Below are 25,025 nucleotides of genomic sequence, written 5' to 3'. Positions count from 1 at the left end.
CAGGCGCGGGCTCGCGGGTCAGGCGCAGTTCAGGCGCGGGCGCCGAAGATCGCCGAGCCGACGCGGACGATCGTCGCACCCTCCTCGACGGCGATCTCGAGGTCGCCGCTCATCCCCATCGACAGCTCGACCAGCTCCGTCGCGCCGAGCCGCTCGCGGAGCCGGTCACGCAGCTCCCGCAGGCCGCGCAGCGAGGCCCGCACCGTCGCCTCCTCGCTCGTGTTCGCGCCGATGGTCATCAGCCCGACGGGGCGCAGATGCTCGCTCCCGCGCAGCCGCTCGACGATCGCGCAGAGCGCCTCGAGGTCCGGGGCATAGCCGCCCTTGGACTCCTCCCCCGAGGTGTTCACCTGCACCAGCACGTCACGGTGCAGCCCCGCGAGCTCCGCGCGTCGTTCGAGGGCGTCGGCGATGTCGTCGCGGTCCACGCTGTGCACGAGCTCGGCGAAGGCGATCACGTCGCGGGCCTTGTTCGTCTGCAGGCGCCCGATGAAATGCCGAGGGACGCCGTTGCCCGCGAGCAGCGGATCCTCGTGCTTGGCGATCTCCTGGGCGCGGTTCTCCCCCACCGCGAGCCGTCGGCCCCGCGCGCGGACCAGGTCCACGGCGGCGGCGACCTCGGCGGGCGTGCGGGTCTTGGTGGCGAGCAGCAGCGTGATCGCCGACGGGTCCCGGCCGGCGCGCGCGGCGGCCGCATCGATCCGGGCGAGCACGGCGTCCAGGCGCTCGGCGAGCAGCTCGTGGTCGACGGCGGAGGAGGTCATGGCCCCCATTGTGGCAGGCGGCGCGGTCCGGGACGCCCGTGCCCCCAGCGGGACTCGAACCCGCACTGCGCCGCTTTTAAGGCGGCCGCCTCTGCCGATTGGGCTATGGGGGCGCCGCCGCCCGGGCGGGAGCGCGGCGGGCCAAGCCTAAGCTGAATATGCTGGAATGCATCATGACCGCTGTGATCCGGTCCCTCGCGGACTCCCTGCGACTCTTCGGCGACGACCGCCTGGAGGCCCTCCTCCTCGCCCGACCGGATCTCGCCGCCCCGCTCCCGAACGGCATCGGCCCCCTCGCCGCCCGCGCGGCCGGGCCGACCTCCGCCCGCCGTGCGCTCGAGTCCCTGACCCTGCCCGAGCTGCACCTCGTCGAGGCCCTCGCGGTCCTCCCCGACGGCACCTCCCCGGCCGAGCTCGCCGCCGCGGTCTCCGCCGAGCCCGCCGAGATCACCACCGCCCTCGAGCGCCTCGAGACCCTCGCCCTGGTGTGGGGCGAGGACGAGCTGCGCCTGGTCCGGCCCCTGCGCGAGGGGCTGCGCACCCCCGCCGGCCTCGCCCCCGCCCACGAGGACGATCCCGCACCCGTCCTCGCCCGTCATCGGGTGGACGCGGCGCGGGAGCGCCTCGGCGAGGTCCTCGAGACCCTCGCCTGGGGCCCCGCCGAGGTCCAGGGCACCGGCCGGCTCGCCGAGGAGCTGCGGCAGGCGGGGATCGTCGCGGCCGACGCCGACGGCGCGCTGCGCATCCCCCGCACCGTGCACCTCGCCCTGCGCGGGGGTCGCGTGCGCCGGAGCTTCGTCGCCCGTCGGCCGCAGCCCGAGGGACCCGAGATCACCGAGCGGATCTCCGGGAGCCGCGCCGCGCAGGCCGTCGAGCGCGCCTTCGAGGCGCTGCGGATCCTCGGCACCGTGCGGGACTGGGACGACGACCCGCCCGGGGTGCTGCGCCGCGGCGGCATCCCGCAGCGGGACCTGCGCCGGCTCGCCGACCGGGCCGACGCCCCGCTCCTGGACTGCGCGACCGTGCTGCAGACCGCCTGGCAGGACGGTCTCATCGGCCATGACGGCCAGGAGTGGCACCCCACGCGCGACTGGGACTCCCATCGCTCGCTCGCCCCCGAGCAGCGTTGGGCCGAGCTCGCCCTCGCCTGGGCGCGCGGGCATCATCTGGCCGCCGTGGTCGGCACCCCGGACTCCTCGGGGACGGGCCGGGCCCTGCTCTCGGACCTCACCCGCCGCGACGGGGTGCGCAGCCGCCGCGCCTCGCTGCTGCGGGCGCTCGAGACCTGCCCCGCGCTCGACACCTCCCCGGAATCGCTGCAGCGCTCGCTGGCCTGGGCCTTCCCCCTCGTCCCGGCCGACATCCTCGCCGAGGAGGTCGAGGCGCTGCGCGTCGAGGGCCGGGCGCTCGGTCTGCTCGACGGGGGCTGCCTCACCTTGCTCGGCCAGGAGCTGGTGCGGGCGCTGGACGAACCGGTCACCACGGCCGACGAGCGCCTCGCCACCGCCCTCCGCGAGGCCGCTCCTCCGCCCGTCGAGGAGGTGCTGCTCGGCGCCGACCTCACGGCCGTCATCCCCGGTCGTCCCGCCGAGACGCTGTTGCCCCTGCTGGACTGGACCGACGTCGTCTCCCGCGGCGGGGCGCTCACCCTGCGCTTCACCGCAGAGTCCGTGCGCCGCGCCCTCGGGTCCGGCCGGGATCCGCTGGCCCTCCTCGAGCTGCTCGACCGCGCCTCCCGCACCCCGCTCCCCCAGGCCCTCGAGTACCTGCTGCAGGACGAGCAGCGGCGCCACGGCCGGGTGCGTATCGCCCGCGCCACGACGGTGCTCACGGCCGAGGCGGAGGTGCTGGACCTGTTGCAGGTCGCCCCCGAGGCGAAGCCGCTGGACCTGCACCGGCTCGCCCCGACCGTCGCCACGACGCTCTCGGATCCCGGTTTCGCCCTGCAGATCGCCCGCCGCGCCGGGCTGTCGCCCCAGGCGGTGGGGCCCGACGGCCGTCCCGCGGCGGCCGAGCTGCCCCATGAGCTCCACGCCCCCGCCCCCGCGGCGGACCTCGTCACCGTCGACGGGCCCGAGCTGCGTCTGCCGCCCGCGGAGGCCGTCGCGAGGATCCGCGCCGCCGAGGAGGGGCAGCGGGACCTCAGCGTGACCGACCGCCTCCTCGAGGCGATCGCCCAGGGGCAGGAGCTCGCGCTCGGCATCGTCGACGGCCGCGGCGGGGTCGCGGTGCGTCAGGCGCTGCCGCTCTCCCTCGAGGGCGGGAGGCTGCGCGCCCGGGTCCCGGGCAGCCCCGAGGAGTTCACGGTCCTGGTCCACCGGGTGACCCTCGGGTAGCTCCGGGACGGGACGCGAGCGGGCGGACAACGGCGGGCGCGACAGCGGCATCGCCCCGGCGGCATGGGGAGTCCTCCCCATGTCCTTCCAGAGTGTTCCCATGGTTATGCTGTGCCCGACGTCGACGGGCCCTGTTCCCGGACGACGCTCGCACTGAATGATCGCGGCCGCGCCGCGCGACCCGAAGGGATCCCCCCATGACCACCCCGCAGACCGGAGCCTCCGTCTCCAAGACCAAGTGGATCGTCCAGCTCGTCGTGAGCGTCCTCTGCCTGGGCAACATCGTCACCCTGATCCTCGCGATCCTCGGCCTGACCAAGGCCGACACCGACCTCGAGACTGCCAACAAGTACTACAAGTGGGGCTGGATCGCCTACGGCATCTTCCTGGTCATCAACATCGTCGGCCTCATCATCTACTTCGTGGCCATGGGCAACATGTACGCGAACATCGAGACCTACTGATCCCGACCGATCCTCGCGCCGCCCGCGGCGCCCAGGAATGACGAAGAGCCCGGACCGTTCGGTCCGGGCTCTTCTCGTGCAGCGGGGCGGGGCCCCGGGGTGATCAGGCGATCAGTCCTGCATCAGATCGACTGATCTCCTACCGCTCGTTCCTCGCAGTACGTCGATCAGTCCTGCATCAGATCGACTGATCTCCTACCGCTCGTTCCTCGCAGTACGTCGATCAGTCCTGCTTGCTCTCGCGGCGGTCCTCGGACCACTCCACGTGGAAGGTGCCCTCGGTGTCGACGCGCTGGTAGGTGTGCGCGCCGAAGAAGTCGCGCTGAGCCTGGACCAGGGCGGCGGGGAGGCGCTCGGAGCGCACCGCGTCGTAGTAGGACAGGGTCGAGGCGAACACCGGGACCGGGTAGCCGGAAGCGGCGGCGAAGGCCACCACGCGGCGCCAGGCCGGGATGCACTTGGCGATCTCGGCGGTGAAGTACTCGTCGGCCAGCAGCAGGGGCAGCTGGGCGTTGCGCTCGTAGGCCTCGGTGATGCGGTTGAGGAAGCGGGCGCGGATGATGCAGCCGCCGCGCCAGATGCGGGCCATGGCGCCGAGGTCGATCTCCCAGCCGTTCTCCTTCGCGCCGGCGGCGATCTCGTCGAAGCCCTGCGAGTAGGAGACCAGCTTCGCAGCGTAGAGCGCCTTCTGCAGGTCGTCGATGAACTGGGCGTGATCGGCGATCTCGAGGGACTGGGTCTCCGCGGGCAGCACCGCACGGGCCGCCTCGCGCTGCGGCACGGAGCCGGAGACGGAGCGGGCGAAGGTCGCCTCGGCGATGCCGGTGACCGGGACGCCGAGGTCCAGGGCAGTCTGCACGGTCCACGCGCCGGTGCCCTTCTGGGCCGCGCGGTCGAGGATGACGTCCACGAAGGGCTTGCCGGAGGTGGCGTCGGTGTGGTGGAGCACCTCGGCGGTGATCTCGATGAGGAAGGACTCCAGGTCGCCCTTGTTCCACTCGGCGAAGACGTCGCCGATCGAGGGGGCGTCCATGCCGAGGGCCTTGGACATGAGGTCGTAGGCCTCGGAGATGACCTGCATGTCGGCGTACTCGATGCCGTTGTGGACCATCTTCACGAAGTGACCGGCACCGTCGGCGCCGACATGGGTGCAGCAGGGCACGCCGTCGACGTGCGCCGAGATCTTCTCGAACATCGGGCCGAGGCGGTCGTAGGACTCCTTCGTGCCACCGGGCATGATCGAGGGGCCGTTGAGGGCGCCCTCCTCGCCGCCGGAGACGCCCGAGCCCACGAAGTGCAGGCCCTTCTCGCGCAGGGCGGCCTCGCGGCGGATCGTGTCGGTGAAGAGCGCGTTGCCCGCGTCGACGATGATGTCGCCTTCCTCCATGAGTCCGGCGAGCTCGTCGATGACGGCGTCGGTGGGCTTGCCCGCCTTCACCATGATGATCGCGACGCGCGGCTTCTGCAGCGAAGCCACGAACTCCGCCATCGACTCCGACGGGTAGAACTCGCCGTCGGTGCCGTGATCGGCGATGACCTTCTCGGTCTTGCCGACGGAGCGGTTGTGGATCGCGACCTTGAAGCCGTTACGGGCGAAGTTGCGGGCGAGGTTCGAGCCCATCACCGCCATTCCGGTGACGCCGATGTCGGCGACGTTCGCGGGGGAGGGAGCAAAGCTTGCCATGGGATCTCCTCAGATCAGGTGACTGTCGCGCCGGGCGGATCCGCGGCGCCGGACAGGCCGGCGGGCATCGCGGGCCCGATCGATCGCGACCATTCTAGGGAGTCCGCGCCGACGGCGTCCGAGCGTGCCAGGGCTTGCCGCGTCCGCGCCCCGGGACATCGCTCTCCCGGCTCCGGATCGCGGTGCTCGGACGGCCGGCGCCACGGTACGGTCGTGCCGGGGGCGGGGTGATTCGGCCCCCGTCCGCCCACCAGCTCTCTGCGCGCTTCCGCCTCCCCCTCCGAGGAGCCGACCCATGACGTACCCGCCGACGTCCTCGACGAACCATCCCGCTTCCGGTCCCGCGCCCGGATCGGCCCCCGCCCGGGAGCCCGCGCCGGGGGGCCCGGTCCGCACGCCCGCCCCCGGCACCGATCTCGGCGCCGATCTCGGCGCGGCACTGACCTTCGCCCTGCGCGGCCTGCAGCGCAACGTCGTCGCCCATCTCGTGCCGGGCGTGGTGTACCTCGTGCTGATCCTGGGGGTGTGCGTCGTGGCCACCGTCGCGATGTTCGCCGTGATATTCAGCCGTCTCCCCTACGCCGAGGCCGAGCCGGAGCTGCTCGACATGATGCTCGGGATGGCCGCGTTCTACGGCGTGCTACTCCTGCTATTGCCGGTGTCCCTGCTGTGGCAGTCGGGATCGGCGCACGCGGCCGAGGTGGTCCGCGAGGGCGGCCGGCCCCGCATCGGCCAGGTCTTCGCGGGTCCGGTGCGGATCATGCTGACCGTGCTGCTGGTGGCCGTGATCACGACGGTCGGGTTCTTCCTCCTCTACGTCCCGGGGCTGATCGCCTCGGTCGTGCTGATCTACGCGGTCCCGGCGGCCGCGCGCGGCGCGGGCCCCGTCGAGGCGGTGAAGCAGTCCGTGGCCCTGGCCCGCGTGAACCTCGCCACCACCATCGTCGCCGTGCTCGTGATCTCGCTGATCGCCACGGTCGTGGCCTTCGTCCTCCCCGCGGTGATCGCGCTCGCCCCCTTCCTCATGCTCTTCGAGCTGGCCCTCTTCGAGCGGCTGAACGGCCGCGAGCTGCCGGATCCCGCGCGGGCCTGAGCGGACCTGAGCGGGCCTGAGCAGACTCGGGCGGCCGTCGCGCCCCGGTCCCGGCGTAGCCTGAAGGGATGACCGACGGCCCCCTCATCGTCCAGAGCGACAAGTCCCTCCTGCTCGAGGTCGACCATCCCGGAGCCCGTGCGGCCCGGCTCGCGATCGCCGCCTTCGCGGAGCTCGAGCGGGCGCCCGAGCACGTCCACACCTACCGGATCACGGACCTGGGCCTGTGGAACGCGCGCGCCGCCGGCTACGACGCGGAGACCGTCGTCGCCGCCCTCGTGGACCACTCCCGCTATGCCGTCCCGCACGCGCTGCTGCTCGACGTGGCCGACACCATGGATCGCTACGGTCGGCTCCACCTCGAGGCCGATCCCCGGCACGGGCTCGTGCTGCGCACCACCGACCGGCCCGTCCTCGAGGAGGTGCTGCGCGCCCGGCGGGTGCAGGGCATGCTCGGAGCGCGCCTGGACGAGGACACCGTCGCCGTCCATCCCTCCCAGCGCGGCGCGCTCAAGCAGGCGCTGCTGAAGCTGGGCTGGCCCGCCGAGGACCTCGCCGGATACGTCGACGGCGAGGCCCATCGGATCGCGCTCGCGGAGGACGGCTGGCAGCTCCGCCCCTACCAGCAGGAGGCGGTCGAGGGCTTCCGGCACGGCGGCTCCGGCGTCGTGGTCCTCCCCTGCGGCGCGGGCAAGACCCTCGTCGGCGCCGGGGCGATGGCCGCGATGCAGCGCACCACGCTGATCCTCGTCACCAGCACCGTCTCCGCGCGGCAGTGGCGCGACGAGCTGCTGCGCCGCACCACCCTCACCGACGAGGAGATCGGCGAATACTCCGGATCGAGCAAGGAGGTCCGCCCGATCACCATCGCGACCTACCAGGTGCTCACCACGAAGCGGAAGGGGATCCACCCACATCTCGAACTGATGAGCGCCCGCGACTGGGGCCTGATCGTCTACGACGAGGTACACCTGCTGCCCGCTCCCGTGTTCCGCATGACCGCGGACCTGCAGGCACGACGGCGGCTGGGCCTGACCGCGACCTTGGTACGCGAGGACGGCCGCGAGGGCGAGGTCTTCTCGCTCATCGGCCCCAAGCGCTACGACGCCCCCTGGAAGGACATCGAGTCGCAGGGGTACATCGCCCCCGCGGAATGCACCGAGGTGCGGGTGAGCATGCCCGCCGAGGACCGCATGGCCTACGCCATGGCCGAGACCGAGGACCGCCCCCGGCTCGGCGCCGCGCACCCGGCGAAGATCGACGTCGTCGAGCAGCTCGTCGCCCGCCACCCGGAGGAGCCGCTGCTCGTGATCGGCCAGTACCTCGACCAGCTCGAGGAGATCGCCGAGCGGCTCGGCGCCGACCTCATCACCGGGCAGACCCCGGTGCGCCGTCGCCAGGAGCTGTTCGACGCCTTCCGCGCCGGGGAGATCAGCCGCCTCGTGGTCTCGAAGGTCGCGAACTTCTCGATCGACCTCCCGGAGGCCTCGGTCGCGATCCAGGTCTCCGGCGCCTTCGGCTCCCGGCAGGAGGAGGCGCAGCGGCTCGGGCGGCTGCTGCGGCCCAAGGCCGACGGGCGCTCCGCGCACTTCTACACGGTCGTGCTGCGAGACACCCAGGACCAGGACTTCGCGGCGAACCGTCAGCGCTTCCTCGCCGAGCAGGGCTACGCCTACCGCATCGTCGACGGCGAGGACCTGCGGCGACTCGCGGACGGGAGGGCCCCGGACGAGGTCGCCGGATCGCTAGAGTGAGCCCAGTCGTCGACCCCGAGGAGCGTTCATGAGCACCGGACCCGAGAACACCGACCAGCCCGTCCGTCGCGCCCCCGAGCCGCCGCGCCCCGCCGCGGAGACCGCGTCGCCCGAGATCCCGACCACCGCCGGCGCCCCGACGAACGCGACCGAGGCCCCCGCCGGTCCGCCGTCGGCCGACGCCCCGACCTCCTCCCCCACCGGCCGCCGCGCCGCGCCGCGACCGGACGCGCCGGAGCCCGTCGTCGAGGAGCCGGTCGACACCTCCCGCGGCGGGAAGACGGCCGGCATGTGGATCGGCCTGATCCTCGGCGCGGTGGTCCTCGTCCTGCTGCTGATCTTCGTGATCCAGAACAACGTCACCGCCCGCTTCCAGTACTTCGGCGCCGAGTTCGATCTGCCCCTCGGCGTCGCCATGCTGCTCGCCGCGATCGCGGGCGCGCTGGTCATGGCGCTCGTCGGCTCCGTGCGGATGATCCAGATGAGCTGGACCATCCGCAAGCTGCGCAAGCAGCAGGAGAAGGTCCGTCGCGTCACCCGGTGAGCGCGTCCAGCCGACATTCAGCCGACTCCCACGTTCGGGGAGGACGGTGAGCCCATGACCACGACTGCAGACCAGGACTTCGAGGCCCGGCTCCTCGTCGTCGACGACGAGCCGAACATCCGCGACCTCCTCGCCACCTCCCTGCGCTTCGCGGGCTTCGAGGTGTTCACCGCCTCCACCGGCAACGAGGCGATCCGCGAGGCCACCGAGAACCAGCCCGACCTGGTGGTGCTCGACGTGATGCTGCCCGACATGGACGGCTTCACCGTGACCCGTCGGCTGCGCGACCGCGGCGAGCAGTACCCGATCCTGTTCCTCACCGCGAAGGACGAGACGCAGGACAAGGTCGCCGGGCTCACCGTCGGCGGCGACGACTACGTGACCAAGCCGTTCAGCCTCGAAGAGGTCGTGGCCCGGATCCGCGCCGTGCTGCGCCGCACCCACGGCGGCTCGGAGACCGCGGTCGACAGCTCGCTCGTGGTCGGCGACCTCCGTCTCGACGAGGACTCGCACGAGGTCTACCGCGGGGACGTGACCATCGAGCTCTCCCCCACTGAGTTCAAGCTGCTGCGCTACCTGATGCTCAACGCCGGGCGCGTGGTCTCCAAGACCCAGATCCTCGACCACGTGTGGGACTACGACTGGTCCGGCGAGGTGGGGATCGTCGAGTCCTACATCTCCTACCTGCGCCGCAAGATCGACGTGATCGGCGACCCGATGATCCACACCAAGCGCGGCATCGGCTACGTGCTGCGCGCCGCCGACGGCGCCTGAGCCCGGGCGCCCCGAGAAGACTCCGAGTCGTGGCCCTGCCGACCCTGCGCACCGAGAGGCCCGTGTCCCTGTGGACCCGGATCGTCGCCCTCATCTCGCTGCTGCTGGTGCTCGGCACCGTGATCACCGGCAGCCTCTCGCTGTTCCTGCTCAACCGCACGCTGATCCAGGCCGTCGACAACAACCTCCACTCCGGCATGGGCGAGATGCTCGAGCTGGCCCAGCACGAGCTCGCCGGGCAGGACGACGAGGTGCGCTCGAGCACCTACACCCCGGTCGAGTACGCGGTCGAGGTGCGCGACAGCTCGGGGCAATCGATCGAGAAGGTCGTCGTCCACTACGGCAGCAAGGACGTCTCCGTCCCCTTCCCGGATCTCACCGAGGAGCAGATCCGGGATCGTGGGGGCCGGCCATTCACCGTGCTGGACTCGGCGGAGAACCGCTGGCGGGTCGTGGCGATGCTCAACACCGGGCCCGAGAAGGGCAGCGTGTACGTGGCCCTGCCGCTCACCGGCGTGGACCGCACCATGCACGAGATGGCCCTGATCATCGTGCTCGTCGGGACCCTGGTGGTGCTCGTGGGCATGGGCCTCGGCGGGTACATGACGCACCGCTCCCTCGAGCCGCTGCGCGACGTCGAGGCGACCGCCTCGCAGATCGCCGGCGGCGACCTCTCTCGACGTGTGCCGGTCACGCAGACCAGCCTCGAGGTGCACGCCCTGGCCATGTCCCTCAACGAGATGCTGGTGCGCATCGAGCAGGCCTTCGCGGCGCAGTCCGAGTCGGAGGAGCACGCGACCCGCTCCGAGGCGCGGATGCGGCGTTTCGTGGGCGACGCCTCCCATGAGCTGCGCACCCCGCTCGCCGCCATCCGGGGCTTCGGCGAGCTGTACCGGATGGGGGCGCTGCGCACCGACGAGGACGTCGCCTCGGCGATGCGGCGCATCGAGGACGAGGCGCGGCGAATGGGCTCGCTCGTCGAGAACCTGCTGCGGCTCGCCCGGCTCGACGAGAACCCGGACCTCGCGCTCACCCCCGTGGACCTCTCCGATGCGCTCTTCGACGCGGCCCAGGACCTGCGCGCCTTGGACCCGGGGCGCCGGGTGATGGTGGTGTCGCTCGCGGGGACGGCGCTGACCGTGCAGCCGCACGTCGCGATCGGCGTGCTGGGCGACGAGGCCTCGCTGCGCCAGGTGATCCTCAACCTGGTCGGGAACGCGAACCGGCACACGCCCAAGGGGTCGCCGGTGGAGATCGCGGTGGGCTACACCGAGCAGGGCACGGTGCTGCTCGAGGTCCGCGACCACGGCGAGGGCATCGACGAGGAGCAGCGCGAGAGGGTCTTCGAGCGCTTCTACCGCACCGACTCCTCGCGGGTGCGCTCGGCGACCCAGGGCGGCGGCGCAGGCCTCGGGCTCTCCATCGCGACGACCATCGTGCAGCAGCACCGCGGAGCCATCGGCGTGAAGGAGACCCCGGGCGGCGGCGCGACCTTCTGGGTCGAGCTGCCGGGCACCGAGATCGAGCCGGAGGACCGCGCCCAGCCCGACCAGGTCCGGGCGATCGACGTGCGCGGGGCCGACGGGGACTCCTCCACCGGCTGAGCCCGGCGCAGTGGTCGCGGGGCGGTGCTCACGCGGTCGGGGGCGGAGCTGTCAGAGCTGCAGCAGCTGGCCGACGAAGCCCGCCTCGCCGCGGGCGCGGGCGAGCTGGTCGAGATGCGCGAGCAGGTGCTCGGCCGCGCGGCGCCCCGCGTCGTCATGCGCCTCGATCCGGGCGGGTCCGACGGGCTCCTCGCGGCCGAGCCGGAACGCTCCGGGCGGGGCGTCCGACGCAGGCGGCAGCGGGTCGGCATGGCCCAGGAGGCCGCCGACCAGGTCCGTCGGGACCGGCTCGAGGCCGAGGGCGGCGGCATGCTCGGCCGTGCGCCGGGCGCGGGCCGCGGGCCGGTCCCGCAGCGGGACGCGCAAGCCGGAGGCGATCAGGATCCGGGTCAGCTCCCCATCGCCGATCATCCGCACCCCGGCGCCGACCAGCCGGTCCCGGGCCTGCTCGGGCCAGTCGTAGTGGTCGAGGTCGAAGCTGCGCGGGGGCAGAGCCGCGCGGGCCGCGGTCTCGTGCAGCTCCTCGAGGGAGCTGTCGGAGACGAGGTGGCCCCAGACGGTGCCGTGACGGGGCCAGCGCGGGGTGTCGGCGTAGACGGTCATCGCGCTCAGCCTACGGGCGCGCCCGCTCCGCGGGGCCGGGCGAGGCGGCGCAGGAGCGCCTCGAGCGGGCCCCGTCGGCCGCGGCGCCGCAGCAGCTCGGCGAGGCCGACGAGCAGGAGCCAGCCCGCGACGACCAGGAGCGCCGCCGGGGCGGTGCCGAGACGGGCGCCGAGGTCGAGGGTGTAGGGCGGGAAGAGCAGCAGCGCCTCGAGGGACAGCGCCACATAGGCGGTGAGGGAGATCGTGCCGAGGGCGGTCACGGCGCGGGCGGGGGCGACGAGCGCGCCCGGGCGGGCGGGCTCGGTCCCGCTGTCCCCGTCCCTGGGCCGGGGCGGCAGCAGGCGCTCGGCGAGGAGGGCGCAGGCCGCGGCGAGGCCGATCGCAGCGACCAGCCCGGTGAGCTGGTGGATCGTGCCGAGGATCCCCAGCACGATCACCGCGTCGAGCCGCTCGTGGTGCGGGTCCAGCACGAGCACGACGGTGAGCGGCAGGGCGCCGAGCAGCCCGATCCCGAGGCCCATCGCGGCGGTGGGGCGCAGCAGCGCGCGGTGCCGCGGGACGTCCTCGAGGAGACGGTGGCGAGCGGCGAGGGCTCCGATCGCCATCGGGGCGAGCAGCCCGAGGTCGTAGGCGGGGGCCGTGGCCAGATCGAACAGCGCCTCGCGAGCGCGCGGCAGGAGCGTCGCGGCGTAGGTGGCGGCGCTCGCGAGGACGTACCCGTCGCCGCCGCCGAGGCCGACCACCCCGTCGGCCCAGCCCCAGGTGCCGAGCGGGAGGAGGGCGAGCGCACCGCCGAGCGCCAGGAGCACCGGATGGCGGGACAGGAGCAGCACGCAGAGCATGCCGATCATCGCGTAGGCCACCAGGATGTCACCGCTGAACAGCAGCGTCGCGTGCAGCAGGCCGATCGCGAGGAGCACCAGGTGGCGGCGCAGCATGCGCAGCACGAAGCGTCCCGGCCGCTCTCCCGCCGCGAGGGAGCGGCGGTGGAGGATGCCGAGGCCGTATCCGAAGAGCAGGGCGAAGAGGGGGAAGAGGCGGTTGTCGACGGACAGGGCGAGGAGCACGTCGACCGCGCGGTCGAGCGGGGCGGCCTCGGCCTGCTTGAGCAGCACCGTCCAGGGCTCGCCGTGCAGCCAGGCGACGAGGTTCGCGAGCCCGATCCCGAGCAGGGCCAGGCCGCGGGCGAGGTCGGGACCGGCGGCGCGCTCCGCGAGCGGGACCGGGCCGGGGGGTGCGGGGACGCTCACCGCTCGTCGGCCGGGGTCCCCTGGTGGTGGCGCAGCAGCCACCGGTCGCCCTCCCGCAGCCACAGGGAGCTGCGCAGCACGCGCGAGCCGTCGTCGCGCCGGGTCGCGAAGGTCAGCAGGACGACGCCCGGGGCGACCTCCTCGGCGACCAGGTCCTCTGCCTCGACGCCGGAGACCGGCGCGATCTCCTCGAGCAGCTCCTCCCGGGTCCACGCGCGTCCGCTCGCCCCGATCTCCGTGAAGCGCGGATGCAGCAGCGCGGCGGCACTCGGCGGATCGGCGCGCAGCCGCGGATCCAGCAGGGCCAGCTCATGGGCGGCGACCTGCTCGAGCGCGGTGCCGGCGAGGACGGGCTCGATGCCCTCGGGGGCGCCGCAGCGGTCGGGGATCGCGGGGGCGTCGCCGGGGCCGGGCTCGTCGGCCTCGAAGAGGCTGAAGAGGTCGTGCTCCTCGGAGGAGGTCGTCTCAGCCGCGGCGGCAGTCGTCCCCGCAGCGGCGGCAGCCGGGGCGCTGCCGCGGTAGCCGGGCCCGACCTGAGGATCCTGCTTCTTGGAGAAGGCGGTCGCGGCGGCGTTCGCCCGACGGTCCGCGGCTTCGTTCATCGCATGCCCGGCGTGGCCCTTGACCCACTCGAACTCGACGCTGCGACCGGCGAGCGCCCGGTCGATGGCCTGCAGCAGCTCGACATTCATCACCGGCTTGCCGTCGGCCTTGCGCCAGCCTTTCCGCTTCCAGCCCGGCATCCACTTGGTAACCGAGTTGATGACGTACTGGCTGTCGCAGAGGACGTGCAGGTGCTGGTCGGCGTCCACCGCGGTGGCCTCGAGGAGGTCCAGCACCGCCTTCAGCTCGCCCATGTTGTTGGTGCCGTGGGGCCAGCCCCCGGCGCGCCAGGTGTCCTCGTCGATGTACCAGGCCCAGCCGGCGGGCCCGGGATTGCCGAGGGCGGAGCCGTCGGCCGCAGCGGTGATCGTCATGGGAGCCATGGTTCCACAGCGCCCCACAGAGACGTCGGAGAAGAACCGTCAGCGGATCCGCGCCACCGTCATGCCGGCGCTGGTGGGCGGGGCGGAGAGGGCGGGCAGCGCGGCGGGGAGTTCCTCGAGGGTGAGGATTCGGCCGACGGTGCGACCAAGATCGAGGCGCCCCGCGGCCACGTCCGCGAGGAGATCCGCGTACTCCGCGACGGCCAGGCCGTGGCTGCCGAGGATCTGCAGTTCCTGCCCGATCACGCGCCCCATCGGCAGCGCCGGGTCGGCATCGTCCCCGAGCAGCAGCCCCACCTGCACGAGGCGACCGCGGGGGCGCAGCGACAGGATCGAGGTGCGGGCGGTCGCCGCGGAGCCGAGGGCGTCCAGCGCCAGATGGGCACCGCCGCCCGTCGCCTCCCGCACCCGCTCGACCACGTCCTCGCCGGCGGGGACGGGCGTGGCGCCGAGGGCGCGGGCGGCCTCGAGCGCCGCCGCGGACACGTCGACGGCGACGACCTCGGCCCCCACGGCGCGGGCGATCATCACGCAGGCGAGGCCGAGGCCGCCGCAGCCGATCACCGCGACCTGCTCCCTGGGGCGGACGGCGCCCTGGGTGCGGACCGCGTGATGGGCGGTGCCGACCCGGCAGCCGAGCCCGGCGGCGAGCGTCATCTCGATCTCGTCGGGGAGGCGGACCAGGTTGTGCTCCGCTCCCGTGACCACGACCTGCTCGGCCCAGGACCCCTGCTGGTCGAAGCCGGGCTGGCGCTGGGCGGGGCACACCTGGGGCGCTCCGGCCCGGCACTCGGCGCACTCCCCGCAGGCCAGGATGAACGGGGCCGTGACCCGGTCCCCCGGCGCGAACGACCGCACGCCCTCGCCGACCTCGCGGACCACCCCGGCGAACTCGTGCCCCGGCACGTGCGGGAGGCGGACGCTGTCGTCATGCCCCTGCCAGGCGTGCCAGTCGCTGCGGCACACCCCGGTGGCGTGCACCTCGATCACCGCCCCGCCCGGAGGGCAGATCGGATCGGGCAGCTCGACGAGCCTGGGCTCGGCGCCGAAGGCCTCGTAGCGGACGGCTCTCATCGCGGTTTCCTCACGCCGTGGGGACCGGCTTCTCGTAGGTCGCGTACACGGAGGCCCGGGTGAAGCCGACGGCCTCGTAGAGCCGGGTGGCGCCGGTGAGCGACTCGGTGTCCACCTCGAGCTGCGCCTCCTCGTAGCCGGCGGCGCGGCCGGAGGCGAGGCTGCGGGCGAGGACCGCGCGGGCGAGTCCCCGGCCGCGCGCCTCGGGACGGGTGCCGACGAGGCCCACGTGCAGGTGGCCGGGGCGGTCCTCCTGAGTGAGGGCGTAGGCGAGGATCGTGCCGCGGTCGTCCACGGCGATGCTCGAGTGCTCGTGCCGGGAGGTGTGACCGTCCCACCAGCCCGCCCAGCGGTCCGCGGGGATCGGGGCCGAGCCCCAATGGTCGGTGAAGGCGGCGTCGTGGGCGAGGCGTGTCGGCTCGCGATCCGCGGCCGACGGGCTGCGCAGGGACACCCCGGGGACGTCGGCACCGGCGAGCTCCGTGAGCCCCGCCCCGGCCTCGCCGCGCAGCTCGCGGCGCATCTCGAACCAGGAGCGGACGCGGGTGTATCCGCGTCGGTCGAGCACGGGGCGCACGTCGACGCCGCCGCGGGGCTCCGCTTCCCCCTCGGGGTCGCGGCCGCCGCCGCAGCGGAGCACGGCGGAGCTGCCCGGGTGCCGCTGTGCGGCGAGCGCCGCGGCGCGGGTCTCGAGCCGGTCCAGCACGGCCGTGCCGAGACCCCGACGGCGGTGATCGGGGTGCACCCCGCCCATCAGCTGGCAGCGCACGCGCCCGTCCCGGTCGAGGGAAGCGCCGACGTCGAGCAGGCCGATCGCGATCAGCCGGCCGTCCTCGCGCACGGCCACCGTGTCGGTGGCGAGGTCGAGATCGGGCATGGTGAGCCACTCGCGCATGCTGGGCTCCTCGGTGGGCTCCCCGAAGCCCTCGTGGGCATCGATCGCGTTCATCAGGTCGGTGAGCGCGGGGACGTCCTCGAGCGTGAGGGCCGTGAGGTTGTGATTCACGGGGGCGTGGGTCATGGGGTCGTGGGAGACGGTGCTCTCGCGGGAGGCGGTGCTCATGGGGTCCCTTCCATCAGGCGGTACACGGAGACGTGGCTGCGGGAGTCGGCGGTGAACGCGCTGCGGTCCCAGTCCGCCCAGCGCTCCTCGAGACGGAATCCTGCCAGCTGCGCCATGAGATCGAGCTCGGCGGGCCACACGTAGCGGTGCGGGGTCCGGCCGATCCGCGCCTCGCGTCCGCCGTCCACGGCGGGATCGAAGCGCACGTGATGGGAGATGACCTGCTGGGCGAGGGTGTCGTAGGTGTCGACCAGGAGGTAGCCCGGCTCGGAGACCTCGACGGTGCCGCCGTGGCCCGGGGCGAGGGAGCGCAGCCGCGGCACCCACAGCTCGACGACGAAGCATCCGCCCGGGGCCAGCTGGCGGGCGGCGTTGCGGAAGCAGGCCACCTGCTCCTCCTGGGTGAGCAGGTTCGCGATGGTGTTGAAGACCAGGTAGGCGAGGGCGAACCCCTCCCCCGCCACGGCCGTGGTCATGTCCCCGCCGACCACGGGGATCTCGTCCGCGGTCGCCTTCTCCCGCAGCCGGGCGATCATCGCCCCGGACAGCTCGATCCCGGTCACCGGCACCCCCGCCTCGTGCAGCGGGATCGCCACGCGACCGGTGCCGATCGCGAGCTCGAGCGCGGGCCCGCCCGCGGCAAGCTCGGCGAGGCGGGCCACGGTGGGCCCGAGCACCTCGGGGGCGAACATCCCCTCGCCGGGGGTGTCGTAGGTGGCGGCGGCACGGGCGTCCCAGAGTCGGCTCTGATCGATCATGCGCCCATGGTGGTCGGCGGCGGGGACTCGGGCCAGCGGATTTCCCGGTCGGGGCGGGGGTCCCGGGTCGGGGCGGGGGTCCCGGCCGGCAGCCCCTTCCCGCCCCGGCCCCGCGCGGGGCCCTGTCCACGAGCGGGACGCCAGCGGCACCTGCCCTGCATATAGCAGGTCGTGGGCCGCTCACGTCCCTATGGTGGACAGCAGGGGCCGACGAGGCGGGTGGGGCCGACGACGCGGGTGGACCCGCAGGGTGGGGCCGACGGGACGGCTGGGGCCGGCCGACAGGCAGCACCATCGGCCGACCACCCACCCCTGTCAGTCCGCCTCGTACGCGGCCGTCCTCTCCTGGACGGCGCGGAGGCGGGCCAGGTCGAGCTTGCGCCCGCGGGCGAAGTCGACGATGCCGTTCTTCTCCTGGAAGACATCGGTCATCTGCGTGTAGCAGTAGCCGAACATGAGGGGGTCCTCGAGCAGCACGCGGGTGAGCCCCTCGAAGCGCTCGTACAGCTCCGCCTCGCTCGCGATCCGCTGGCCGTAGCCCCACGACTCGGCGGCGTTGTTGCCGGCGCGCTCGGCCTCGGCGGCCTCGCGGGCCTCCTGCTCGTTCCACCAGATGCCGCCGTACTCGGAGACGAAGTAGGGCTGGCCGGCGAAGGGCAGGGAGAACTCGCCGTCGGCGAAGGGGTACTCGTCGGGCGCGAGGTCGCGCCGGTTCGCGAAGGGCCGCCCCTCGGCGAGTCCGGACTGCTCGACACGGAAGCGCTCCGGGTCCTGCTCGTAGGAGTGCGAGTCGTACACGTCGGCCCCGCGCACCCGGTGCGAGTAGCCGGAGGCATCGAGCACGGGCCGCGAGGGGTCGGCGAGCTTGGTCGCGTCGTACATCGCCTGGGTGACGGTGTCGAGCTGGGTGTAGCGGTCGTGGAGGATCTGGTGGGTCTCGTTGAGGGGGCACCAGCCGATGATCGAGGGGTGGTTGATGTCGCGGGAGACCGCCTCGATCCACTGCCCGATGAAGGAGGCGGTGGGCTGCTGGTTGTCGCCGAGCGGGCCGAGGCCCGAGACGCCCCAGTCGCCGAACTCGCCCCAGGTGAGGTACCCGTGCAGGTCGGCCCAGAACAGCATGCGCTGCTCGAACACCTTCTGGTGGAGGCGGGCGCCGTTGAAGCCGGCCTCCATCGCCAGGCGGATGTCGGTGGTGAAGGCGGAGTCCGTCGGCGTGGTCATGAAGGTCTCCTCCCAGTACCCCTGGTCCAGGACCAGGCGCTGGAAGACCTTCTCGCCGTTGAGGCGGTACTCGTGGGCGTTCAGCGAGGTCGAGCGCAGGCCCGCGTAGGAGCGGACCTCGTCGAGCACGCCGCCGTCGGCGTCCAGCAGCCGCACCTGCAGCGCGTACAGCTCGGGGGCGCCGGGGCCCCACACGCGCACGTGCTCCGACGGGATCGTCAGCGAGAGGTGCGGGGCGAGGTCGAGGTCGGCGCGGACGGAGGTGCGCGCGACCTCCCCGCCGCCGGGGACGGAGGCGATGACCTCGAGGGTGGTGCCGGGGGTGCTGCGCGAGAGCGGCACGTCGATCGCGAAGGAGGCCGCGGCGAGCGAGGGGAGGATGCGCAGCGAGCGGATCTCGTCGACGGGGACGCCCTCGAGCCAGACGCTCTGCCAGATGCCGGTGGTGCGGTGGTAGTTGGCGTGCGTGGGCCGGAACCAGGTGGACTGCTTGCCGCGGGCCTGGGGCTGATCGTGCGGGTCGCGGGCGCGGACCACCACGGTCACCTCGCTGCCGGCGCCGACGCCCGGGACCTGCGAGAGATCGGCCGCGAAGGGGGTGAAGCCACCGCGGTGGCGGGCGACCTCCACGCCGTTCGCCCACACGGTCGCGTCCTGATCGACGGCCTCGAAGCGGAGGATCGGGCGCAGGCCGTCCCAGTCGGCGGGGATAGCGACCGTGCGGCGGTACCAGACGGCCTCGAGGAAGTCGCGGTCGCCGATGCCGGAGGCCGCGGTCTCCGGCGCGAAAGGCACGGTGATGGTGGTGGCGAGCTCGGCGTCGAGCAGCCCGCGCTCGCGACCCGTGTCGCTGCGGTCGATCTCGAACTGCCAGGTGCCGTTGAGGCTCAGCCAGGCGGAGCGCTGCAGCTGAGGGCGCGGATGCTCGGGGCGGGGCACGTCCGCCGCCGCGGAGAGCGGCGCATCGAGCTGGGCGGCCAGCTCGTCGGCTCGGGCGAAGAGCGCGGAGAGCGACTCCGGCAGGGTGGAATTCTGGTCGGGCACGGACTGCTCCTGGGGTCGAGGGGACTCGGCGCTGAGGCCTCGGCGCACGGTGCGCCGGACGGGCCGTCAGGAGTCAGTCAACCGCACCCCAGCGCGAAGTGCAACGTGGGAATCGCCAGGTGGACACGGCCGACGAGCTGGTGTCACGGGAACGAGGTGCGGAGGACCGCGGGAGGGCGGGGCGCGGGTCAGCGGGTGGTCCCGCGCTCGACGAGCCGGTGCGCGATCACCCGCTCGACGCCCTCGCGCTCGGCGGGGGCGGCGAGGGCAGCGTCGAGGGCGGCGGCGACGAGGGCGTCGAGGTCGGGGGCGACGGTCGTCAGCGCCGGGCGCGTCCACGCCGCTTCGACCAGGTCGTCCCATCCGACCACGGCGACGCCCTCGGGGACGCGGAGCCCCGCATCGAGCAGGGCGATCAGCGCACCGATGGCGAGCAGGTCGTTGCCGGCCACGACCGCATCGAAGTCGAGGCCCTCGGCGAGCGCCGCGGCGATCTCGTCGCGGCCGCCTTCCCGCGTCCAGTCGCTCACGTGGCGGATCAGCGCGGGGTCCTCGTCGAGCCCGGCCTCGGCGCTCGCGAGCCGGAAGCCGACGAGGCGGTCGGCGCCCGTGGAGCGGCGCCCTTCGTCGGCGCCCAGGAACAGCAGCCGACGGTGACCGGCGGCCACCAGGTGGCGCACCACCTCGGAGGCGGAGGCGACGTTGTCGATCGCCACGTGCACGATGTCCGGGGCGGCGAGCAGCATCTCGCCGAGCAGCACCACGGGCGGGCCGGACGTGCGGTCACGCAGGTCCTCGGCGGTCAGGGCCGACGGGGAGATGACCACGGCGTCCACCGGGCGCGAGCTGCGGCCGCTGATGTGGGCGCGCTCGGTCGCGGCGCTGTGCAACGACACCTCGACGCTCACGGTGCGCCCGCGGGCCCGGGCGGCGGCCTGCATCCGTTCGGCGAGACGGGCGAAGTACGGGTTCTGCAGCTCGGGGACCACGAGCGCGAGGGATCCCGTCGGCCCGCCGCGCAGCTCGCGGCCGACCTGGTTGGGGACGTAGCCGAGCTCCTCGATCGCCGCCAGGACCCGCTCCCGGGTCTCCGGGCGGACCACGGGCCGCTCGTTGACGACGTTCGACACGGTCTTCCAGGACACGCCCGCCCTCTCGGCGACGTCCTTGATGCTCACCCTGCGGGCCATCGGTCCTCCAGCTCTCCCGGTGCTCGCACCCTACGTCCCCGCGACGCTCCGCTGCGGGAGCCGGGGTATCTCACATCGGCGGGCCCCGGTCTCGCCACCGGGCGGGGCGGCCCCTACCGTGGAGCTCGAGTGCCGTCACCCCGCCGCGGCACAGGTCCCCGTCACGGGCGACTGCGCAGACCCTCCCCACGCCGTCAGCGGCGCCGGGCCCGGGCGCACCGGGCGGGACGCACCATGCAGAACGGATCCTCGTGACCACCTCTGACTTCGCACGCCTCGGCGTGCCCACCGCCCTCGTCGACGCACTCGCTCCGCAGGGCATCACCTCCCCCACCCCGATCCAGGCGGCGACGCTGCCCGACTCCCTCGCGGGTCGCGACGTGCTCGGACGCGGCCGCACCGGCTCGGGCAAGACCTACGCCTTCCTCCTCCCGCTGGTCGCCCGCCTGCTCGCCGAGCCGCGCCGCCGCCAGGCCCGTCGGCCGCGCTCGCTCGTGCTCGCACCGACCCGTGAGCTGGCCTCGCAGATCGCCGACTCGCTCGCCCCGCTCGAGCGCGCCGGGAAGCTCCGCAGCACCGTCGTCTTCGGCGGCGTGGGGCAGAACCCGCAGGTCAACGCCCTCGCCGGCGGGGTCGACGTGCTCATCGCCTGCCCCGGCCGCCTGCTGGACCTGATGGGCCAGGGCCACGCCGACCTCTCCGCCATCGAGATCACCGTGATCGACGAGGCCGACCACATGGCCGACATGGGCTTCCTGCCGATGGTGCGCCGGATCCTCGCGGCGACCCCCGCGAAGGGACAGCGCATGCTGTTCTCCGCGACCCTCGATGCCGGCGTGGACAAGATCGTCCAGCAGTTCCTGCACGACCCGGTCACCCACTCCGCCGACCCGGCCACGAGCCCCGTCGGCACCATGGAGCACCACGTCCTCGAGGTCGACCCGACCGCCCGCTTCGACGTGCTGCGCGACCTCGCCGCCGCGCCGGGCCGCACGATCATGTTCACCCGCACCAAGTACGGGGCGAAGAACCTCGCCCGCAAGCTCGCCGCGCGCGGTGTCGACGCGGTGGACCTGCACGGCAATCTCTCGCAGAACGCCCGCACCCGGAACCTCGAGGCCTTCGGCTCGGGCACCGCGACCACGATGGTCTGCACCGACATCGCCGCGCGCGGCATCCACGTCGACGAGGTCGCGCTCGTGGTCCACGCCGATCCGCCCATCGAGCACAAGGCCTACCTGCACCGCTCGGGCCGCACCGCGCGGGCCGGCGAGTCCGGCACCGTCATCACCGTGCAGACCCCGGAGCAGCGGAAGGACGTCCACGACCTGATGCGCAAGGCCGGGATCACCCCGACCCGCCACCAGGGTGTGACCGCGGCGAGCCCCGTGCTCAGCGCGCTCGCCCCGGGCCAGCGGGTCGAGACCCATGAGCCGCGCGGACCGGTCACCGAGGACAGCCCCGAGGAGCAGGCGCGCCGCGAGGCGGGCATCCCCGGCGGCGGTCGGGGGCGCGGACGCGGTCAGGGCGGCGGCCAGGGCCATGGCGGACGTGGCGGACGCGGCGGCCAGGGCGGCGGCGAGGGCCGCGGTCGCGGCGGCCAGGGGGCCCGCGGCGGCGAAAACTCGGGCCAGCAGGGTCAGGGCCAGGGTCGCGGTCGTGGCGAGTCCGGCGGCCAGGGCGGCCGCGGCGGTCAGGGCTCCCGCGGCGGTCAGGGCCGGGGTCGCAGCGGCGGGCAGGGCCGCTCCGGCTCGGGCAGCGTCTACTCGACCTCGACCGGAGGCTCCTCCTCGGGCGGCGGCCTCGCGGCCTTCTCCTCGCGCCGCGGCCGGTGATCTCCTCGTCTGCGGCCGACGGGTCCTCCTCCACGGAGCGACCCGTCGGCCGCCGTCGCGCGGAGGTGCCCGCGCACCGCTCGATCGACGAGGTGCTCGAGGCCTCGCGGCGCGGCGCAGACCGCGTCGAGCCCGCCGACCTGCCGGATCTCATCGCGCGCGGCGCCCACGTGATCGACCTCCGCTCCGAGCGGACCCGCGAGCCCGAGGGGCACATCCCCGGCGCGACCGTCATGGAGCGCCTGGTGCTCGAGTGGCGGCTCGACCCGGGCTCCGCGCATCGGATGGCCGACGGCCCCGGGCATGACGACCTGGTGATCCTGGTGTGCAACGAGGGGTACTACTCCTCGCTCGCCGCCCGGGACCTGCGCGATCTCGGCTTCTCCCGCGCGACGGATCTCGTGGGCGGCTTTCGCGCGTACCGCCGCGCCGGCCTGCCGGTGAAGGGCAAGCCCACCCGCGTCGTCCTCTGACACGACCTGCATTCCGCCACGAGCCGGGGATCGCTCCCCGTCGGCAGCGCCACATCCGACACTTCGTCAGTTGCGCGAATGACGAAGCGTCGGCGAGGATGTCGGTCATGACGACGACCCCGGGCGAGCTGCCCCCCGCCCCCACCGAGCCGCAGCTCGCCGCGGCCGCGGACACCTTCGCGATGCTCGCGAGCCCGGCCCGGCTCCACCTGGTCCAGCTCATGAGCACCGGTCGCTACGACGTCGGGGCGCTCGCCGAGCGGGTCGGGCTGAGCCTGCCCACCACGAGCCAGCACCTGCGCAAGCTGCGGCTGACGGGCATCGTCTCGGCGACCCGGGAGGGCCGCCACAGCTACTACACGGTCGAGGACCCGCACGTGGTCCAGCTCGTCGAGCAGATCTTCGAGCACATCGCTCCCGACGGCTCCCTCGCCCCCGACCCGCCCCGGAAGGATCCCCGATGACCACCCCCGACGCTCCCCCGTTCCGGCCCACACCGCAGCGCATCGACCTCACGAAGTTCGCCTGGCTGTCGATCGCCGCCGCGATCGTCACCATCTCCCTCAAGGCCGGCGCCTGGGTGATGACCGGCTCGGTGGGCCTGCTCTCCGACGCCGCCGAGTCCGTGGTGAACCTCGTCGCGGCCGTGGTCGCGCTCATCGCCCTGCGCGTCGCGATCCGTCCGGCGACCGAGCGCTTCCTCTACGGCCGTGCGAAGGCCGAGTACTTCTCCGCCGCCGTCGAGGGCGTGATGATCTTCGTGGCCGCCGCGGTGATCCTGGTGACCTCGGTCGAGCGCTTCCTGAACCCGCAGCCGCTCGAGAACGTCGGCTGGGGCCTCGCGATCAGCGTGGTCGCGAGCCTGATCAACGGCGGCGTCGCCCTCGTACTGCTGCGCGCTGGGCGGCAGCACAACTCGATCACCCTGCGCGCCGATGGCAAGCACCTCATGACCGACGTCGTCACGAGCGCCGGCGTGCTCTTCGGAGTCGGCCTCGTGGCGCTGACCGGCTGGGACCGGCTGGACCCGATCGTCGCCTTCGCCGTCGGCGTGAACATCATCATCACCGGCATCGGCCTGATCTCCGAGTCCGTCTCGGGCCTGCTGGACAAAGCGCTGCCTGACGAGGAGAACGAGGTCATCGCCGAGATCCTCCGCCGCCGCACCGACGGGACCGTCACCTTCCACGGCCTGCAGACCCGCGAGGCCGGGCAGCAGAAGTACATGAACGTGCACGTCCTGGTGCCGGACGAGTGGACGGTCAAGCAGGGCCACGACTACATCGAGGAGCTCGAGCACGAGCTGATGCGCGCCATGCCCGCCCTCACCGTGCTCACCCACCTCGAGCCGATCTCCGACCCGGCGAGCTACGAGGACATCCCCGAGGCGCACGTCCCGATCCACGGGGACGACGACGCGAACCTGCGCCCGCCCGCCTGAACCGCTCCGCTCAGCCCAGCAGCGCCATGGCCCGCTGGTCGGAGTCGGCGAGCGCCGCGCGGTCGAAGGCCGCACCCGCGGCGAGGATCTCGTCCGCCCGCGATCGCTCGAGCAGCCGCTCGACCCGCGGTCGGAGCGTCCCCGGGCTGCCCGCCCAGGCGGTCGCGAGCCCGCTCTCGAGCTGCGCCGACTCTCGGGTGGTCCGCTCCCCCGACCGGATCGAGAGGGGATCCTCGAGCGGTGGGAAGGCGCCGGTGCGACGGGAGGCGACCATCGCCCACACCTCCGACAGCGCCAGCTCGCGCGCCTCCGCGTCGGTGTCGGCGACGAGCAGATCGAGGGACAGCATCACGTGCGGCGCGCTCCCCCGATGCGAGCGGAAGGCGCGCCGGTAGCCGTCGAGGCGCTCGCCGAGGTCGTCGGCCGCGAGCACCGGCCCGCCGAGGACCACACCGAGACCGAGCCGGGCGGCGAGCTCGAGACCGGCACCTGTGGCCAGGAGGTGCAGCGGGGGCGGGCTCGCGGTGACGGGCCGGGCGGTGAGCGCGGCCGTGCCCTCGAGGAGCGCGCGCACCTCCGCCACCTCGTCGGCGAACTGCGCCGTGCTCGCCTCGGTGCGGCCCAGCGCCCCACGGACCGGAGCGGTGAACCCGAGGGAGCGGCCCAGTCCCAGGTCCACCCGGCCCGGGGTGAGCGCCTCGAGCATGAGGAACTGCTCGGCGACGACCAGCGGGCGGTGGTTCGGCAGCATCACCCCGCCCGAGCCGAGGCGGATCCGCGCGGTGCGCTGGCCGATCGCGGCGAGCAGCACCGCCGGAGAGCCCGAGGCGATCCCCGGGACGGCATGGTGCTCCGCGACCCAGAAGCGGTGGTAGCCGAGTTCCTCCGCGGCCACGGCCCGATCCACGCTGTGGGCGAGGGCCGACGCCTCCGGCATCCCCGCGCGCGTGCGGGAGCGGTCCAGGAGGGAGAGTCTCACGGCAGGCGCAACGCCTCCGTGCCCCCGGATCTTCCCGTTTCACGGCCCGATCCCGGGTGATCCTTCCCCCGCTCCGCTCGCCCGCCGC

At 73.6% G+C, this 25,025-nt stretch carries 22 protein-coding genes and 1 tRNA gene; 11 read left to right on the top strand and 12 right to left on the bottom strand.

The genetic code is table 11. The features are described from left to right. Positions 1-29: 29 nt before the first annotated feature. Complete coding sequence (locus V1260_RS12510) at positions 30-764, bottom strand: YggS family pyridoxal phosphate-dependent enzyme (RefSeq protein WP_329747148.1); 735 nt, start codon at positions 762-764, stop codon at positions 30-32. A 39-nt stretch (positions 765-803) separates the two neighbouring features. Then, positions 804-877 (bottom strand) — tRNA-Leu (locus V1260_RS12505). Between the two features lie 60 nt (positions 878-937). Here V1260_RS12505 and V1260_RS12500 point away from each other — a divergent pair. Together V1260_RS12500 and V1260_RS12495 are read left to right on the top strand one after the other, a co-directional pair. Continuing rightward, on the top strand, positions 938-3,100 hold the full coding sequence (locus tag V1260_RS12500) for a helicase-associated domain-containing protein (RefSeq protein ID WP_329747147.1): 2,163 nt from the start codon (positions 938-940) through the stop codon (positions 3,098-3,100). A gap of 197 nt (positions 3,101-3,297) precedes the next feature. Continuing rightward, positions 3,298-3,564: a hypothetical protein gene (locus V1260_RS12495; RefSeq protein ID WP_329747146.1), complete on the top strand. Its 267-nt coding sequence runs from the start codon at positions 3,298-3,300 to the stop codon at positions 3,562-3,564. A gap of 223 nt (positions 3,565-3,787) precedes the next feature. On the opposite strand, the gene gndA is transcribed toward V1260_RS12495, so the two are convergent. Then, positions 3,788-5,248 (bottom strand): NADP-dependent phosphogluconate dehydrogenase, encoded by a 1,461-nt coding sequence (gndA, locus tag V1260_RS12490; RefSeq protein WP_329747145.1) that lies wholly within the window; start codon positions 5,246-5,248, stop codon positions 3,788-3,790. Between the two features lie 295 nt (positions 5,249-5,543). Here gndA and V1260_RS12485 point away from each other — a divergent pair, with 295 nt between their 5' ends. The 5 genes from V1260_RS12485 to V1260_RS12465 all read left to right on the top strand — a co-directional run bounded on the left by V1260_RS12485 (position 5,544) and on the right by V1260_RS12465 (position 11,017). Then, on the top strand, positions 5,544-6,341 hold the full coding sequence (locus tag V1260_RS12485) for a hypothetical protein (protein WP_329747144.1): 798 nt from the start codon (positions 5,544-5,546) through the stop codon (positions 6,339-6,341). Between the two features lie 68 nt (positions 6,342-6,409). After that, on the top strand, positions 6,410-8,095 hold the full coding sequence (locus V1260_RS12480; protein ID WP_329747143.1) for a DNA repair helicase XPB: 1,686 nt from the start codon (positions 6,410-6,412) through the stop codon (positions 8,093-8,095). A 28-nt stretch (positions 8,096-8,123) separates the two neighbouring features. Next, positions 8,124-8,639 carry a LapA family protein gene (locus V1260_RS12475; protein WP_329747142.1) on the top strand — a complete coding sequence of 172 codons (516 nt, stop codon included), beginning with the start codon at positions 8,124-8,126 and terminating at the stop codon, positions 8,637-8,639. Between the two features lie 54 nt (positions 8,640-8,693). Next, positions 8,694-9,413 carry a response regulator transcription factor gene (locus V1260_RS12470; RefSeq protein ID WP_329747141.1) on the top strand — a complete coding sequence of 240 codons (720 nt, stop codon included), beginning with the start codon at positions 8,694-8,696 and terminating at the stop codon, positions 9,411-9,413. A 29-nt stretch (positions 9,414-9,442) separates the two neighbouring features. Continuing rightward, complete coding sequence (locus tag V1260_RS12465; RefSeq protein WP_329747140.1) at positions 9,443-11,017, top strand: sensor histidine kinase; 1,575 nt, start codon at positions 9,443-9,445, stop codon at positions 11,015-11,017. Between the two features lie 51 nt (positions 11,018-11,068). Here the strand turns inward: V1260_RS12465 and V1260_RS12460 are convergent, their stop codons facing one another. The 8 genes from V1260_RS12460 to V1260_RS12425 all read right to left on the bottom strand — a co-directional run bounded on the left by V1260_RS12460 (position 11,069) and on the right by V1260_RS12425 (position 20,209). Beyond that, positions 11,069-11,620, bottom strand: a complete 552-nt coding sequence (locus tag V1260_RS12460; RefSeq protein ID WP_329747139.1) for a DUF4031 domain-containing protein — start codon at positions 11,618-11,620, stop codon at positions 11,069-11,071. A gap of 5 nt (positions 11,621-11,625) precedes the next feature. Beyond that, positions 11,626-12,870, bottom strand: coding sequence for a DUF418 domain-containing protein (locus tag V1260_RS12455; protein WP_329747138.1), 1,245 nt, complete (start codon positions 12,868-12,870; stop codon positions 11,626-11,628). Continuing rightward, positions 12,867-13,847, bottom strand: coding sequence for a ribonuclease HI family protein (locus V1260_RS12450; RefSeq protein WP_329747137.1), 981 nt, complete (start codon positions 13,845-13,847; stop codon positions 12,867-12,869). The genes V1260_RS12455 and V1260_RS12450 overlap by 4 nt, the downstream gene beginning before the upstream one ends. Positions 13,848-13,895: 48 nt before the next feature. Next, entirely contained in the window at positions 13,896-14,930 is a 1,035-nt protein-coding gene (locus tag V1260_RS12445) for an alcohol dehydrogenase catalytic domain-containing protein (protein WP_329747136.1), read from the bottom strand. Positions 14,931-14,940: 10 nt separating this feature from the next. Continuing rightward, positions 14,941-15,993, bottom strand: coding sequence for a GNAT family N-acetyltransferase (locus tag V1260_RS12440; RefSeq protein WP_329747135.1), 1,053 nt, complete (start codon positions 15,991-15,993; stop codon positions 14,941-14,943). Further along, positions 15,990-16,751 (bottom strand): class I SAM-dependent DNA methyltransferase, encoded by a 762-nt coding sequence (locus V1260_RS12435; protein WP_329747134.1) that lies wholly within the window; start codon positions 16,749-16,751, stop codon positions 15,990-15,992. Before V1260_RS12435 ends, V1260_RS12440 begins: the two co-directional genes overlap by 4 nt. A 315-nt stretch (positions 16,752-17,066) precedes the next feature. Further along, a complete protein-coding gene (locus V1260_RS12430; RefSeq protein ID WP_329747133.1) occupies positions 17,067-19,019 on the bottom strand; it encodes a glycoside hydrolase family 2 protein in 1,953 nt (650 codons plus the stop codon). A 188-nt stretch (positions 19,020-19,207) separates the two neighbouring features. Continuing rightward, on the bottom strand, positions 19,208-20,209 hold the full coding sequence (locus V1260_RS12425; RefSeq protein ID WP_329747132.1) for a LacI family DNA-binding transcriptional regulator: 1,002 nt from the start codon (positions 20,207-20,209) through the stop codon (positions 19,208-19,210). Positions 20,210-20,460: 251 nt separating this feature from the next. On the opposite strand from V1260_RS12425, the gene V1260_RS12420 reads away from it, so the two are divergent. From V1260_RS12420 to V1260_RS12405, 4 genes are all read left to right on the top strand, one after another. Beyond that, positions 20,461-22,044 carry a DEAD/DEAH box helicase gene (locus V1260_RS12420; protein ID WP_329747131.1) on the top strand — a complete coding sequence of 528 codons (1,584 nt, stop codon included), beginning with the start codon at positions 20,461-20,463 and terminating at the stop codon, positions 22,042-22,044. After that, positions 22,041-22,517 carry a rhodanese-like domain-containing protein gene (locus V1260_RS12415; RefSeq protein WP_329747130.1) on the top strand — a complete coding sequence of 159 codons (477 nt, stop codon included), beginning with the start codon at positions 22,041-22,043 and terminating at the stop codon, positions 22,515-22,517. Before V1260_RS12420 ends, V1260_RS12415 begins: the two co-directional genes overlap by 4 nt. Before the next feature lie 107 nt (positions 22,518-22,624). Beyond that, positions 22,625-22,981, top strand: a complete 357-nt coding sequence (locus V1260_RS12410) for an ArsR/SmtB family transcription factor (RefSeq protein ID WP_329747129.1) — start codon at positions 22,625-22,627, stop codon at positions 22,979-22,981. Continuing rightward, on the top strand, positions 22,978-23,958 hold the full coding sequence (locus V1260_RS12405) for a cation diffusion facilitator family transporter (protein ID WP_329747128.1): 981 nt from the start codon (positions 22,978-22,980) through the stop codon (positions 23,956-23,958). Before V1260_RS12410 ends, V1260_RS12405 begins: the two co-directional genes overlap by 4 nt. A 10-nt stretch (positions 23,959-23,968) precedes the next feature. On the opposite strand, the gene V1260_RS12400 is transcribed toward V1260_RS12405, so the two are convergent. Next, the gene (locus tag V1260_RS12400; protein ID WP_329747127.1) at positions 23,969-24,937 is read right to left on the bottom strand and encodes an MsnO8 family LLM class oxidoreductase; all 969 of its coding nucleotides are present in this window, start codon (positions 24,935-24,937) and stop codon (positions 23,969-23,971) included. Between the last annotated feature and the right edge of the window lie 88 nt (positions 24,938-25,025).

The sequence above is a fragment of the Brachybacterium sp. J144 genome, from assembly GCF_036321705.1.
Classification (GTDB): Bacteria; Actinomycetota; Actinomycetes; order Actinomycetales; family Dermabacteraceae; genus Brachybacterium.
This window is presented reverse-complemented; position numbering and strand designations above follow the sequence as displayed.